Raw genomic sequence first — 15,129 nt, forward strand, 5'->3', positions numbered from 1 at the left:
CTTATTTTCTTTCACGGCAAAGCCCTTAAAGACATATGTTTCAAAAACAATTCTCGAAAAACGTCTTCCTCTGCCAGCTCCACATGGGTAATCTTACTGCTCTCTTGTTCCATACGCTCCAATGTTTTTTCGGAAAGCAGCGCCATTGCCGCCCCTGTACCCGCCAGATTTCCTGCCTGAAAAAATAGTTCTCTGGGTATATCAGGAAATAGCCCGATTGCAATTCCGCTTTCTATTTCAATATAACATCCAAAAGCGCCTGCTAGGTAAAGCCTGTCAAGCTCAGATGCCTTCCTATTCACTTTGCCCAATAATATTTCCATACCAGAACGTATCGCGCTGACTGATAGCTGTAGCTGACGCACATCCTCCGCCTCCAAATAAACAGGCGCTCTCTCATCCGTCAAAAGGAATCGGCGTTTTTCATTCCTTTCGTCAATCCGCCTGCAAATTTTTTCAGAAACTCCGGCATTCTTTGCCTCCTGTCTGCTGCGCATATATCCGGTCCTGTCTATCACACCGACCTTGCAAAGCAACGCCACTCCATCAATTAAACCGGACCCACAGATTCCCACAGCTGGACCGCCTCCAATCACTCTGCATACAATGTCCTGCACAGGAAAGCTGCCATTTAAGGCCACCATATCAATTGCCCCTTTGGCCGCACGCATTCCACAGCTGATGGCCCCGCCCTCTAATGCCGGTCCGGCAGCCGCTGAGCAGGCGTATTTTTCTCCATCATATTCCAGAATGATTTCCCCATTCGTTCCAATATCCACCGCCAGAATCCTTCTGTTTTGCTCTGCTTGATTTACATAACTGTAAACTGCCAGTGCATCTGCGCCTACATAACCTCCAATCGGCGGCAAAACAGTAAATACCGCATCCTGCAAAAAATGAAAACCCAGCTTTTTCCCTTCTAAAAAAATCCTGTTCCTGTAATCCGGGGTAAAAGGAGCCCCGGACAATTTTACAGGCTTTATTCCCATGAAAATTTCACACATGGCCGTGTTTCCAACAACAGATACTTTTCTAATACATGCCTTCCCTTTTTCCCCCCTTATTTCCTGCCCGTCTACAGTCTCAGACCTGTTTTTCTTGTAAAACCAATCTTCTGCACCAGGCCAATCCTCCGTACAAAGCTGCCTTACCATCCGCAGGGCCATCTCATCCAATTTCTTTACCAAAAGCTCCTGCATCCTGTGAAGGGAATCCTCCTGCTCCACTGCGGCCTTTATTCTGCTGATTACATCTGCACCAAAGGCCGCCTGTGGGTTAGCGCCTGTCTCCACCCCCAAAAGACTTCCCTGTTCCAAATCCCAAAGCATTCCTGCCACAGTGGTTGTCCCAACGTCAAAGGAAATTCCAAGCCCTGTCCCGTGCTCTATCTGAAAGCTCTCTGGAAACTGGATTTTTGCCTGTTTGTTGGTGTTTAATTTCTGGAAAATCCCACAGCCATTGCAGCTTATTCGTTTGCATCCCGGACATTTATTTTTTAACCCTTCCATTTTAATACCTCCTGCATACCCCAAGCTATGCTTGTGGTACTGCGTCAATAGAACACTCCTTTCTACAATGCCATTACCAGCTCTCGCCGAAAACAATCCGAACTGTTGTTACTATTCACGGCCTGAGAGCCGCTCATAGTAACATTCGGGGCGATATTCTAAGTTTCACTTCGCAAAAATCGCCCCTCACACCTGAAGCACGTTCTCACGCAGTGCGCAGTAAATGCGCATTCCTGACCCATGAAAAGTGACGAACTGTTACCAAAGCTATTATAGAATAACACAAAATCCTTGATTTTTTAACTATATTTATCTATTATCTAATCATGTCGCAACAGTTTATTTCCAGAAATGGTTCAACTGATCCGAACCGTTACCATTTTCAAACACGCTCTGATCAATACAGAGTATAGAGAGGATTCTTATGTGGATAGCAAACAATTGGAAAGAATACGAAGTAATAGACACCTCCGGCGGCGAAAAGCTGGAACGCTGGGGGAAATATATCCTTTTGCGCCCCGACCCGCAGGTCATCTGGGACACCCCAAAACGTGCAAAAGAATGGAACTGCTTAAACGGGCATTATCACCGCAGCTCCAAGGGCGGCGGTGAGTGGGAGTTTTTTCATCTTCCCCAAGAATGGAGCATCCATTACAGGACTCTCACCTTCCGCTTAAAGCCCTTCAGCTTCAAGCATACCGGCCTTTTCCCCGAACAGGCTGTAAACTGGGACTGGTTTTCCAAAATCATTCAAAGCGCTAACCGTCCCATCAAGGTTCTAAACCTGTTTGCCTACACTGGCGCAGCCACCCTGGCAGCCGCAAACGCAGGAGCCTGCGTCACACATGTGGACGCTTCTAAAGGCATGGTCGCCTGGGCAAAGGAAAACGCTGCCGCCTCGGGCCTTTCGGGCGCACCCATTCGCTGGCTGGTGGACGATTGCACGAAATTCGTAGAACGGGAAATCCGCAGGGGAAATACCTATGACGGCATTATCATGGACCCACCCTCCTACGGCAGGGGACCGAAAGGTGAAATCTGGAAAATGGAAGAAAGCATCTATCCCTTTATCCGGTCAGCCTCCCGGCTTCTGAACAGGGACTCTCTTTTTTTCCTGATCAATTCCTACACCACAGGTTTACAGCCGGCCGTACTCACATACTTATTAAATACGACAATCGTGGAAAAATTGGGCGGACAGGTGGTTTCTTCTGAAATCGGACTTCCTGTAGCAGATAGCGGGCTTATACTTCCCTGCGGAGCTAGCGGCCGCTGGACGCCGGGGTATAGCAGCGCTTTGCCCGAAGACTGAACCGCTTTATTATAAGGTCAGTTCAAGTAATATTTTGCCGTCTGAGCTGGTGGTTTGCTTTGCCAGCACACAGCATCTTTGAAAATTGCTTTCCGTGATTTCACACAAAAACTGGTAGGAAATTTTCGTCTGATAGTGTATAATGGGCGTTAGAGCGTGTTGAAAAATCATGCGGGCAGTTTTGGCCATATAATATGTAATATAAAAGGAATCAAAGGAGTAATCAATATGTCAAAAATTATTTTAACCGGCGACAGGCCCACCGGCCGTCTTCATGTAGGCCACTATGTAGGTTCCCTGAAAGGCCGGGTAGCGCTGCAAAATTCCGGTATCTACGATAAAATTTTCATTATGATTGCCGATGCACAGGCTCTTACGGACAATGCGGAACAGCCGGAAAAGGTTCGCCAGAATATTATTGAAGTTGCGCTGGATTACTTATCCTGCGGCCTTGACCCTAAGAAGTCTACCCTGTTAATCCAGTCCCAGATTCCCGAGCTTTGCGAGCTTTCCTTTTACTATATGAACCTTGTGACCGTATCAAGGCTGCAACGGAATCCTACAGTAAAATCCGAAATCCAGATACGTAATTTCGAGGCCAGCATACCGGTAGGTTTCTTTACCTATCCCATCAGCCAGGCTGCCGATATCACCGCTTTTAAGGCAACCACTGTTCCGGTAGGCGAAGACCAGCTGCCCATGATAGAGCAGACAAAAGAAATTGTGCGGAAATTTAATTCTGTTTATGGAGATACCCTGGTGGAACCGGATGCCCTGCTGCCCAGTAACAAAGCATGTCTTCGCCTTCCAGGGATTGACGGCAAGGCGAAAATGAGCAAATCCTTAAATAACTGCATCTATCTCTCTGACACAGAAGAAGATGTCCGCAAAAAAGTTATGTCCATGTTTACCGACCCCAATCACCTTCAGGTTTCCGACCCCGGGCGGGTGGACGGCAACCCTGTATTTATTTATCTGGACGCTTTCTGCGAAGACGATATGTTTGCAGAATACCTTCCGGATTATGCAAACCTTGACGAGTTAAAGGCCCATTACACCAGAGGCGGGCTTGGAGATGTAAAGGTCAAAAAGTTCTTAAACAATGTACTTCAAGAAGCATTGTCCCCTGTCCGCGCCAGAAGAAAAGAATGGGAACAGGATATTCCTGCCGTTTATGAAATCCTTCGCGAGGGAAGCCTTGCCGCAAGGGAAGCAGCTGCACAAACTTTAGCAGATGTGAAAAATTCCATGAAAATCAACTACTTTGACGATCAGGCGCTGATAACAGAACAGGCGGCCAAATATGCACGATAACCAGTATATGATTTATTGTGCAATATCCTTAACACTGTTTTCTATATATGGAGGTATCTCATGAAAGCCTACCAGATAAAAGATGTGAAAAATTTTATGAGCAGACTCTTAGGCTCTGGCGCCTTTGACTCTTTCCTGCTGGCTGAAGCTTCTATAACCACTTACAATACCTTTGTGATTGACGGCCATATTGAAAAGGGATTTTTTACCGGCGATATTCATGACGACAATATACTGCCTCCCTATGAATTTTCCCAGTGGGCTGATATGCGCCAAATCTGTTTTGACCTGATCAAAGGCAAACGCACTCCGGTAAACTTTAAGCTGGTGCTCCACTTAAAGCCGGAACTGGTCAATGAAATCCTTCAAAATGGCAACGCCAGCGTTACATTATCCGATATCAAGGCTTTTGTTTTAAATATAAAATACGATGGCAGTATGCTTACCTGCATCACTGCCACCGCATTTTATGCTTTTCTTCCCGACAAAACTCCTGATAAGTTATGGGATGATTCCTTTTCCCGCTTTCTTTTGGAAAAGGAAATTGCTTTTGAAGAAGATTAAACGGCGCAGCCACCCCAGCTGTGCCGTTTATGAAAATTCCTGATTCATAAAGTACATCACCCGGCAGTATCCACAGCCGCGCCCTTCATATCCTCATCAAGTAGCTTCATCTCATCCATAATCTTTTTGATTTCCCTTTGCACATCGTCCATGAGATTGTCCGCATCCAAAATCGTAGTCATATCTTCTGAGATTTCTTCTATAAATTCTTCTTTCTCTTCTTTTTCTTCTTTTCTCTTTTCGATCTTTTCTTCTTCTTCCTCTTCTTTTTCGGCTTTCTTGTCCGCCGCCTCTTTCTTTTCTTCCATCTCCTCATCAATATGATCTTTGGCGTCATCATACAGCATACCAATAATTTCCTGACGGGCCGCCTCCATTATTTCGTCCGCACTTTTGGACGCCTTAACCATAGGATCATGTTTCAGCCGCTCTAATTTCGCTGACATAATGGCACTGCTTTCCTGATATATTTCTTTCTTAGCTTTTTCATACTCTTCTTTATAAGTAGAAGCGGCTTTATATAGTTCAAGGGAATGCTCCTGATACTCCGTAGGGCCGCCTGCCTCCTTGATCTGTGCAAGGCGCTCCTGTTCTTCCTTTGTAAGAGGCTTATTGTCCGCCTGCTTTTCCAAGAGCCTTAAATCCTGTTCTTCCTGGGAATCCTCCGTAAATCCATAAGTCTCCTTAAGTGCCGCTCTTTCCTCATTAATCCGTTTCAGATGAGAACCGGACTCTTTCATAGCGCTTTCAAGCTCTTTGATTTTATTTCTTCTCTCATCTAAGGATTCGTCCAGCTTTCTGTCCCCAGCCCAGGTATCCGTCACAATCTTCATTGCCTTCTTCTGAGCCTGCTGTTTTTTTTGCGCAATGGGATCAAAAGTTTGATTCAAATCTCCTGCAAAAATATTGGACCGACTACTCTTTTTCTCATTTGCAGCATGCCTTTGACTTTGGATGCTCTCACCCATAAAAATTGCTTTGTTTTGTACTTTCATAGCTCCTTCTACCTCCATTTAACGGGATATTCCTTTATCCCCAATTTCTTCCCCTGCATTCTCAATCATATAAAATGTGAATTTCTTTCCTACGCGCAATGATTGAATCAAATTTGACATACCAGAAATCCTCTACATATTTTATATCGGCATAATCCCAAAACAAAATAGCTTTTGAGTTCGTAAATGTAATGAATCGAACCAAATCCGGCTCAAACTCTCCAAATACCCCTGCACTCTTTTTAAATTTCTATAGAGGATGCTTTTTATAATATTTGCCTCAGCAATTCTTCTATGTCCGTATCTGAATCGGACAAAGGCCCTTTCTTTTCTTCGTCAGGATCACTTTCCTTGGTCTGCCCGGTCTGCTTCTTAAATCGTTTTGCATATTCCTCCCGCATTTTCTCTTTGATTGCATCCTCCGCCGAATCAAACTGCTTCAGCAGTCTGTCCCATTCTTTTTCCGTAAAGGCCTGGGCGCCTATTTGTATTTTAGGCTCCGTCTCCCCATTGACAACCTTTTTTATTATCTCCTCCTTCTTCCCCTTAAGCATCTCCATAAAGTCAACGGTTTCTCCGCCGTCCATTCCGGTCCCTTCTATTGCATCATTCTCCTGTTCCCCTGCACCATTGCTGCGAAATGCCCTTCCGTCAAAATATTTCGCCTCCTTCGCCCCATCCTTTATATTAGAACCTACCTGCATCATTCTCCCACAACCTCCTGTCTGCACACTGCTTCTTCTAAAATATAATTCGGCCAATTGTAGAAACAAATTAATGCCTATGTGAGAAATAATTTACCAAAATCTGCTTTATATGGTTATACCGCCTTGCATAAGAATTTTCCACCCGTATAATCTGCAGATTATGTGCCTTGCAGATTCTGTTTTTCTTTTCATCCCGCGCCCTTACAATCTTGTCCTCAAAATGCTCTTTCCCGTCCAGTTCAATCGCCAAGATAGGTATTTCCTTTTTCGACTCCACTTCAAAGACAACGAAGTCAAACCGCTCCGAGTAAAACAAATCATCATGACTGATATTATCCATAAAAATCTGGGAAATCGGCACTTCTCTGTGAATGGTATAGCGCTTCTGGGACAGCCAGATATTTTCAAGGGCATGGGTCATATTTTCCAAAAAAGCCTCCTCTGTCTGCGTGCTGAAGGGCTTTACCCCAAGCGCCCGGGAGCTGGCCGCCTTCTGCGTCACCTTTGAGCCTCCGTTCTTTTTTACATACTCCACCAGCTCAAACAAATCGTCATCCCCTTCTTTATGAAGCCTTGACACGTTTGCAAAATCTGAAAGTACGATCAATTTATCCTTCGCCCGGGAGGTTGCCACATTGATCAATTCCTTGTTATTTTTCAACCAGTTATAAGTACCGGCCCCGGTGCTTTCCGTAATCGCCGTGGAAAATAAAACCACGTCCTTTTCATCTCCCTGAAAAGCATGGACGGTACCACAGGATACGTTGGTCAGCTTTTCCCGCTCTATGGCTTCTTCAATCATTTTTCTCTGATTGACAAAGGGTGTGATCACACCGATTGTTTTGTCCTGGTTTGAGGCAGCATACTTTATAATTTCCCGCACTTCTCCCGGAGACGTGTTTTTGATATCGCTCCTGCTGCCCGGAATATCCACATACAATAAAGGCTGGGCCTCTGTGCTGCTTGAGGCAACGCTGAGCTTTGAGTTGTAATATTTTTTATTGTTAAAATCAATGATTTTTTTATTGCATCTGTAATGGTTGTGCAACAGAATTTCATCACTCACGGAATCGCAGGCTAAAAAAGTCTTGTATATAGAATTTTTTCTGTAGTCGTACTCATCTGAAATATTGTATCTTTTCTTAAGCTGCCTGTTATCCAGCTCCCCTAACAAAATAACCGGATTAAGCTGCTGGGGGTCCCCCACCAGCATCAGACTCTCTCCTCTTATAATCGGCACCAGGGAAACCGCCGTGTTGCACTGGCTTGCCTCGTCCATAATCACCATATCGAACATAGGGGTTGGGGGCCCTAGCTTATGGGCGGAAATGCAGGTGGTGATCATGATGGGAAATACTTTTTGCAATTTCCTTACGTTTTCTTCCTCGCTTAAATATTTGTTGAACGCCTCAACCTGTTTCTTTTTATCCTCTGTAAAAAGAATTTGTCTGAAATCTTCATATTTCACTTCCTCCAGCCGCTTAATATATCTTGCGGACGTGTAATATAAATATTGATACAGCTCGTCCTCATCATTGTCCAGCAGAGCCACAGCGTCCTCATCCGTTATCTCTCCCCGCTCCCCAATCTGCTTTTCCACCTGCACAAGCTGCCTGCCCTGCAAATCCGCCTGAAAAGGCAAAAGGCTGATAGAACCCTTTGCTTTATCCTGGTATTCCATCATTCGCTTTAAGGTTTCGCTGCGCTCCTTTAAATCCAGCACCTCCTCATATTTCTTAAGAAGGCCTGAGAGTTTCTTCGCCCGTTCGATTCTGCCATCCTTACGCCTGTCCAAAGTCCCTTCAAAGATCTTGATATCCTTCGTTTCTTCATAAACGGATTTTATATAAGAAATTGCCTGTCGTACCTTTTCCATATTTCCCAGGCGCAGGGCCGGAAAGGGAATCCTTTTTCCACAGTAGCTTAATCCGGAGAGTTTTTCAAATACGCCGCTGATGGGATGGTTGTTGTAGGAGGAAAACAGCACTGTTTTTTCATTGAAAAAGGCGGTGACGATGGTATTGATAATCGTGTTTGTTTTGCCTGTTCCCGGCGGCCCCTGGATATAAGCAATGGGGAATTTCATTGCATTGTTGATTGCTAGAAGCTGGTCCAAATTAATTTGCCGGTTTAGCAGCGTGATAGGATACGCCTTCCGCCGAACCGGGCGGCCCAGCAAATCCCCAAAAAAGGCCCGGATGGGAACTGTTGCCTTATCCCCGTGGTACATATCAATGATTGCCTTGTATTCACTGCGCAGGTCCAGCACAATGTCCATCCCCAGCCCAATCACATAAGGCATATCATCCACGCCCGTCACCTGCCTGTTGTAGTTGGTAATGCAATCCTTGATTTGCTCCTGGTTCTTTTCAAACTCCTCTAAAAGCTCATAGTCTTCTGCATCCAGATACTTGCGGATGCTTTCCGTAGTCCCATTGCAGGTAAATTCCGTACAGATTGTAATCTCCTTGGCAGGCCGCAGTATTTTTCTTTTTACATCCAGCTGCAGCTTTCTGTAAGCCAGCACATAAAGCCCCCTGGTGCTATGAATGCTCAGAACATTTATGCCCAACTGCTGGATAACCAGCTTTCCGTCCTTCTTTTTATCGTCCATCTTATATTGAAAATTTTTGACAATATATTTAAACTGCTCATCACTGAGCGCAAGACTTTCGCCTCTAAAGCTTTCCCTGTCCAAATATTGGACTAATTTAAACTCTTTATAGTAAGGGGTTGTGTCCATGCGGTTGCACATTTCCAGATAGTTTAAAATTTTTAAGTTTACAACATTATCAAATAGTCCCTTGTATTTGTGGGGATTTTTATGGATATCTTCTACCAGTTTCCCATTGATTTCACAGTAGGAACCCTCCACGATTTCAGAGGAAAGAATGGCCTCAATATAGATACACTCGTAGGATTCTATGGTGTATATTCCAAGATGAAGTCCGTCCACAGCCAAAGACCGCCTTGCAAGATTAAGGCTGCGGATGCCAATCCAGTATTTTGTAATTTGGTTTTCTTTATTTCGATATTCAATTTGAAGCCATTTTCCCTCATGGATTGCCCTGAAAATATCCCTGCAAACACTATTCATACCTTGTACCTGCCACACACCGCACACCACCTGCGCGTCACACCAAAAACCTCTTGTAAACAGTAAATTATTATACACTAATCCCCCTGCATACCGCAAGCCCGCCTGCGAACCTGGCGCAATCAGAAGTAACCGTTGTTGCTATTCACGGCCTGGGAGCCGCTCATAGTAACATTCGGGGCGATATTCCAAGTTTCACTTCGCAAAAATCGCCCCTCACACCTGAATCACGTTCTCACGGAATGCGCATTCTTGACCCGTGAAAAGTAACGTAACCGTTCATGCTTCGGCTTCGCTGTTGCGAAATATGCAATTTTTTCCCTAATATACCCTTTCCACTGTGCAAAAAGTAACTTATTTTCGTATTATTTTTATATTTATGCAGAAAAATACTTGGTTTTTGCCATACATGATGCTACAATAAATTGTCCAACCAATGAGAAAGGAATGAAAGATAAATCTTTCACTCTATACACACTAACGCAGCGGCCGAACAAAGTTCCCCTGCAGAAATGAGGTAAATTATGAAAAAATTGAAACGTGGATTCCTTGCAAGCGGCATCTCTCTTTCACTTTGTTTTCTCCTGATGCCTATGGTTGCCCTGGCCGCAGAGGAAGGCGCTGAGCTTCCTTCTATGTATGCTACATTTTGGGCCCTTGTCCCGCCGATTGTCGCAATCGTACTTGCACTTATCACCAAAGAGGTGTACAGCTCTTTGTTTGTAGGAATTTTGGTAGGCGGATTATTTTACTCCGGTTTTTCTTTTGAAGGTACCTTCACCCACATCTTTCACGAAGGATTTGTATCAGTGCTTTCCGACAGCTATAATGTAGGCATCCTTATCTTCCTTGTGATTTTGGGGTCTATGGTAAGTCTGATGAATCGGGCAGGCGGCTCCGCCGCATTTGGCCATTTTGCAAAGCAAAAAATTAAAAATCGTGCAGGCGCGCAGCTTGCCACTGTTGCCCTTGGTGTTCTTATATTTATAGATGATTATTTCAATTGCCTGACCGTGGGCAGTGTCATGAAGCCTGTCACAGATGAGCATAAGATTTCCCGTGCTAAATTAGCCTATTTAATTGATGCAACGGCTGCCCCAGTCTGCATCATTGCACCTATTTCCTCCTGGGCTGCCGCCGTATCCGGCTTTGTGGAGGGAGAAGATGGCTTTTCTATTTTCATCAGGGCCATCCCTTATAACTACTATGCGCTGCTTACTCTTATCATGATGATTGTCATTATCCTGATGAACATTGATTTCGGCCCCATGCTGACTCACGAGCAAAACGCCTTAAACGGAGATTTATTTACCTCCGGCAAAAATACGTCCAGGGCGGAAAACGCCCCCATTAATACAAAGGGAAAAGTAATCGATCTGGTCATTCCCATTATTACACTTATCGTCTGCTGCGTAATCGGAATGATTTACACCGGCGGATTTTTCCAGGGTGAAAACTTTGTCACCGCCTTTTCCAATTCGGACGCATCCGTTGGTCTTGCTCTTGGAAGTATCTTTGCAATCATCATCACCATTATCATTTATCTGATTCGAAGGGTGCTTACCTTCAGTGAATGTATGGACTGCCTTCCTGACGGATTTAAAGCAATGGTACCAGCCATTTTGATTCTGACCTTCGCATGGACCTTAAAGGCAATGACGGACAGCCTTGGGGCCGCTGAGTTTGTTGCCGGCGCCATGACAGGAAGCGCACAGAGACTTATGAATTTCCTGCCGGCTATCATTTTCTTAGTTGGATGTTTCCTTGCCTTTTCCACCGGAACCTCATGGGGCACCTTCGGCATCCTGATTCCAATCGTGGTTGCAGTGTTTGCAAATTCAAACCCTCAACTTATGATTATTTCCATTTCCGCCTGCATGGCTGGCGCTGTCTGCGGAGACCATTGTTCTCCCATCTCAGACACCACCATTATGGCAAGCGCCGGTGCCCAATGTGACCACGTAAACCACGTTACCACACAGCTGCCTTACGCTTTATTAGCGGCTGCCGTATCATTTATTACATACATTATTGCAGGATTTGTACAAAATCCATGGCTGCCCCTTCCGCTAGGCATCCTCCTGCTGATTGCCGTTTTGTTCATTGTAAAAGCAATTACCCCGAGTTCTTCTGAAAGTTAGGTATACCAAAAGCTCCCATCTCTTAATCTAAGATGGGAGTTTTTCCTTTCATTTTATATTTGCCAGTCACATTTCCGGCGGGAATAACCGGCTTTTTTCAATCGCTGCAGCAAGCTATCACCGGCCTTACCCCTTCCGCTTTCTCAATTTCATCCAAAAGCAGCTTAGCAAGCTCTTTCCGAATTTCCTCATATTCCGGATTTTTGACCTGGTTTTCCAGTTCATAAGGATCCTTCACTAAATCATAGAAAAAATCCTCCTCGTAATAATCGCTGCTGCCCTCCTGCCATCCATCCGCCCCTGGCGCATACACACTGTACAGATATCGTTCCGTCCGGATACAACGCCCGATGCGGCTCTCGCTGATCTGTGCAAAAATCTGATTCTTTCGCCCGGTAAGTTCTCCGGCCGCCACCTTGCCCAAATCCTCTCCAATCATGGCATCCCCCACATCCACCCCTGCCATGGCAAGAAACGTCTTTGGCAGACCTGCTGTGCTCACCAGATCCTTGATTCTTTTTCCTCCGGTAAATCCGGGCCCTGCAATCACAAGAGGAATCTGCAAACAGGAATCGTGACAGGAGCGTTTATAGTCATCGCCGCCCATCAAATGCGGGTCTTTATTACGCGTCTTAAAATGAGAGCCATGGTCTGAACTGTATATCAAAATGGTATTGTCATACAGACCTTTTTCCTTCAATTTCTCAATCAGGCGTCCCAAATTATCATCCAGACTCTTACAACATCCCAGATAATCCGGGTACATTTCATCTGCGTCCCCTTTAAGGGCCTTTAAATCCTCCGGGAGCTCATAATCTGCAAACCTTTCCTTCGAACCCTCAGGTCCTTCATAACAGTTTCTGTCATTTTGATGATGAGGCTCTATATGGGATATGGTTAAAAAGAAGGGCTTTTTCCCATCATAGGCATCCAGATATTCCAATGCAAAATCCGTAATGCAGTCAGCCCGGTATCCTTTGAATGCACGTTGATTCATATTTTCGTCAAAAACAAACCCGTCATAGCCGTGGGAGGTAGCCTCTAAAACATCCGCCACCCTCCAAAATCCCTTATAACCGCCCCTGCGCTCTAAAGGAATGGCTTTTTCCTCATAATCAATATCCGGCGGCGCAGCATAGCTGTCCCTGTGGCTGGCCAAATGCCATTTTCCCACATAGGCGGTCTCATAGCCTGCCTCCTCCATATAATCGGCAACCGTTTTACAGTCTAAAGGCAGCGGCTGCCCATTTCTAAAGCACTGAATCTCCGTAGGATAACGCCCCGTCTGGAACAGGGCCCTGCAGGGCCCGCATACCGGCTGTGCCGTGAAGGCTTTTTCAAACAAGACTCCTTCCCTTGCCAGGCGGTCCAAATTCGGGCTGATATCCAGCTTTTGCCCATAGCATCCTAACGTGTCCGCCCTCTGCTGGTCGGAAAAATAAAATAAAATATTCGGTCTTTCCATGATAATCTCCCATTCTGCAAAACAACTTTATTCACCTTTGCTTTTTCAAAATCCTACCCCTCTACTTTAATCCAGAAGTTACAATTCCCTGAATAAAATATTTTTGTGCACACAGGAACAATACAAACATCGGCAGCGCCACCAGAACCGAGCCAGCCATCATCTGGTTCCACATGATACCGCTGTCTGTCTTAAACATAGTAAGGGCAAGCTGTACCGTTCTCATACTTTCCGAGTTTGTCATAACCAGCGGCCACATATAATCGTTCCACACGGAAACCGCTTTTAGAAGTCCCAGGGTAGCCAAAATTGCCTTCGAATTTGGCAGATAAATCGCAAAATAGGTTTTCCATTTATTTGCCCCGTCAATTTCCGCCGCCTCATCCAGAGAGCGGGGAAAGTTCTCATAAAACTGTTTGCATAAAAACACCCCATAGGAACCGGAAACCAACGGAATCACCAGTCCCGCATAAGTATTGATCAGTCCCGTTCCCCCCGTGCCAAACAGATTATTTCCCCCGGCGAAAGGAAACTGGGCCATAATAAGGAAGGTGGGGAGCATTGTTACCTGGGGCGGCATCATAAGCCCTATCATTAAAAACAAAAACATGATCTTAGCGCCCCTGAATTTAAGTCTTGCAAAGGCATACCCGGCAATGGAATTGAACAGCAAAGAAAGTATCACTGCCGTCAGTGTGATGATCAGAGAGTTCTTGAAATAAACCATCCAATTTCCTGTTGTCAGAGCATCCCTGTAATTATCCAGTGAAAATCTCTCAGGCAGTAAATGAAACACCGGCGACTGGATTTCCGCCCTTGTCTTAAAGGACGTCATAAACATCATGATAATCGGCACCAGCATCACAAGAGAAGCCGCGCTCATTACAATAATCCATATAATCTGGTTTCTTTTCTCTTTTTTCATTACGAATCCCCATTCTTTCCAGCAGCTCTCAAATTGAAGGTGCACGAAGTATGCTCTTACAAGCACAGATCAGTAAGGCAAAAATCCCTGATTTTTTCAATTTGGCTGCTTATTTGGCTCCTATGATACGTCTACATCCTGCCCGCCGCTTCCATATTTAAAAATCAAAAATGTGATAAAGACGGAAAAAGCTAACAATATAACGGACATTGCGCTGGCATATCCCATCTTAAACTCCAGAAAACCTCTTCTGTAGATCTGATGCACAATCGTGGTGGTCCTTTTCAGAGGGCCGCCATTGGTCATAATATTTACCTGCTCAAATACGGAAAAGCTGTTTACAATTCCCGTTACCAGTAAGAAGAAAGTGGTAGGCCGCAGCATAGGCCAGGTAATATGCCAGAATTTCTGCAGCGCCGTGCCGCCGTCCAAAGAAGCCGCCTCATAGAGAGAATCCGGAATAGACGTAAGGCCCGAAAGGAAAATAACCATAGAATAACCGCAGCTTTTCCAGATACTCATCAAAATCACACAAAACATTGCCATATCCGGGTCCTGCAGCCACATCTTCGTAGATACGCCAAAGCTTTTTAAAACCAGGTTCAAAACCCCATAGGTAGGGTCAAACACCCACAGCCACACCATGGAAATACAGACCATAGACATAACATTCGGTATGTAAAAAGCCGTCCTGAAGATAGGCAGGAGTTTTGATTTTCTGTATAACAGCACTGCTACCAATAAACCCAGCGCCAGTTGTGGAAAGAGGGTAAATACACTGTAAAAAAGCGTGTTCTTGATGGATATCAGAAAGTCTTCATCGGTAAAAAGATTGATATAATTTTTAAGGCCAACCAATTCCGGTGTGGTATACATGTTAAAATTCGTAATGCTGTAATAAAACACCACAGCAATTGGAACCAAAATAAATATGGTAAATATGCAGTACGCCGGGAATATCATGACATAAGCACAGTTATCATATCTGCCCTTTGTTTTCTTTGTGCCTGTATTTTTATTCACTCCCGCTCCTCCTAGTATAATAATGATATAGCCACAAGAGCTATAAAGTTAATAAGTTACAAAGTCATATCTGATGAA

At 44.8% G+C, this 15,129-nt stretch carries 11 protein-coding genes; 4 read left to right on the plus strand and 7 right to left on the minus strand.

The genetic code is table 11. The features are described from left to right. Positions 1-11: 11 nt before the first annotated feature. Positions 12-1,508 carry an ASKHA domain-containing protein gene (locus D5281_RS07655; protein ID WP_160559568.1) on the minus strand — a complete coding sequence of 499 codons (1,497 nt, stop codon included), beginning with the start codon at positions 1,506-1,508 and terminating at the stop codon, positions 12-14. A 424-nt stretch (positions 1,509-1,932) separates the two neighbouring features. Between D5281_RS07655 and D5281_RS07660 the strand changes: the two genes are divergently transcribed. The 3 genes from D5281_RS07660 to D5281_RS07670 all read left to right on the plus strand — a co-directional run bounded on the left by D5281_RS07660 (position 1,933) and on the right by D5281_RS07670 (position 4,698). After that, positions 1,933-2,820: a class I SAM-dependent methyltransferase gene (locus tag D5281_RS07660; protein WP_160559569.1), complete on the plus strand. Its 888-nt coding sequence runs from the start codon at positions 1,933-1,935 to the stop codon at positions 2,818-2,820. Positions 2,821-3,048: 228 nt separating this feature from the next. Further along, positions 3,049-4,134, plus strand: a complete 1,086-nt coding sequence (gene trpS / locus D5281_RS07665; protein ID WP_160559570.1) for a tryptophan--tRNA ligase — start codon at positions 3,049-3,051, stop codon at positions 4,132-4,134. A gap of 60 nt (positions 4,135-4,194) precedes the next feature. Next, entirely contained in the window at positions 4,195-4,698 is a 504-nt protein-coding gene (locus tag D5281_RS07670) for a DUF5721 family protein (RefSeq protein WP_160559571.1), read from the plus strand. A gap of 56 nt (positions 4,699-4,754) precedes the next feature. Here D5281_RS07670 and D5281_RS07675 read toward each other — a convergent pair whose 3' ends face one another. The 3 genes from D5281_RS07675 to D5281_RS07685 form a co-directional block, all read right to left on the minus strand. Next, complete coding sequence (locus D5281_RS07675; protein ID WP_160559572.1) at positions 4,755-5,693, minus strand: hypothetical protein; 939 nt, start codon at positions 5,691-5,693, stop codon at positions 4,755-4,757. A 266-nt stretch (positions 5,694-5,959) separates the two neighbouring features. Continuing rightward, on the minus strand, positions 5,960-6,400 hold the full coding sequence (locus D5281_RS07680; RefSeq protein ID WP_160559573.1) for a hypothetical protein: 441 nt from the start codon (positions 6,398-6,400) through the stop codon (positions 5,960-5,962). Between the two features lie 67 nt (positions 6,401-6,467). Continuing rightward, on the minus strand, positions 6,468-9,497 hold the full coding sequence (locus D5281_RS07685; RefSeq protein WP_160559587.1) for an AAA domain-containing protein: 3,030 nt from the start codon (positions 9,495-9,497) through the stop codon (positions 6,468-6,470). A gap of 524 nt (positions 9,498-10,021) precedes the next feature. Here D5281_RS07685 and D5281_RS07690 point away from each other — a divergent pair. Further along, on the plus strand, positions 10,022-11,638 hold the full coding sequence (locus D5281_RS07690) for a Na+/H+ antiporter NhaC family protein (protein WP_160559574.1): 1,617 nt from the start codon (positions 10,022-10,024) through the stop codon (positions 11,636-11,638). A 97-nt stretch (positions 11,639-11,735) separates the two neighbouring features. Here the strand turns inward: D5281_RS07690 and D5281_RS07695 are convergent, their stop codons facing one another. The 3 genes from D5281_RS07695 to D5281_RS07705 form a co-directional block, all read right to left on the minus strand. Next, positions 11,736-13,103, minus strand: coding sequence for a sulfatase-like hydrolase/transferase (locus D5281_RS07695; protein ID WP_160559575.1), 1,368 nt, complete (start codon positions 13,101-13,103; stop codon positions 11,736-11,738). 61 nt (positions 13,104-13,164) lie between these two features. After that, the gene (locus tag D5281_RS07700) at positions 13,165-14,028 is read right to left on the minus strand and encodes a carbohydrate ABC transporter permease (protein WP_160559576.1); all 864 of its coding nucleotides are present in this window, start codon (positions 14,026-14,028) and stop codon (positions 13,165-13,167) included. A 120-nt stretch (positions 14,029-14,148) separates the two neighbouring features. Continuing rightward, positions 14,149-15,051 (minus strand): carbohydrate ABC transporter permease, encoded by a 903-nt coding sequence (locus D5281_RS07705; protein ID WP_330584882.1) that lies wholly within the window; start codon positions 15,049-15,051, stop codon positions 14,149-14,151. Between the last annotated feature and the right edge of the window lie 78 nt (positions 15,052-15,129).

Source organism: Parablautia muri (genome assembly GCF_009917485.1).
Taxonomy (GTDB): domain Bacteria; phylum Bacillota; class Clostridia; order Lachnospirales; family Lachnospiraceae; genus Suilimivivens; species Suilimivivens muri.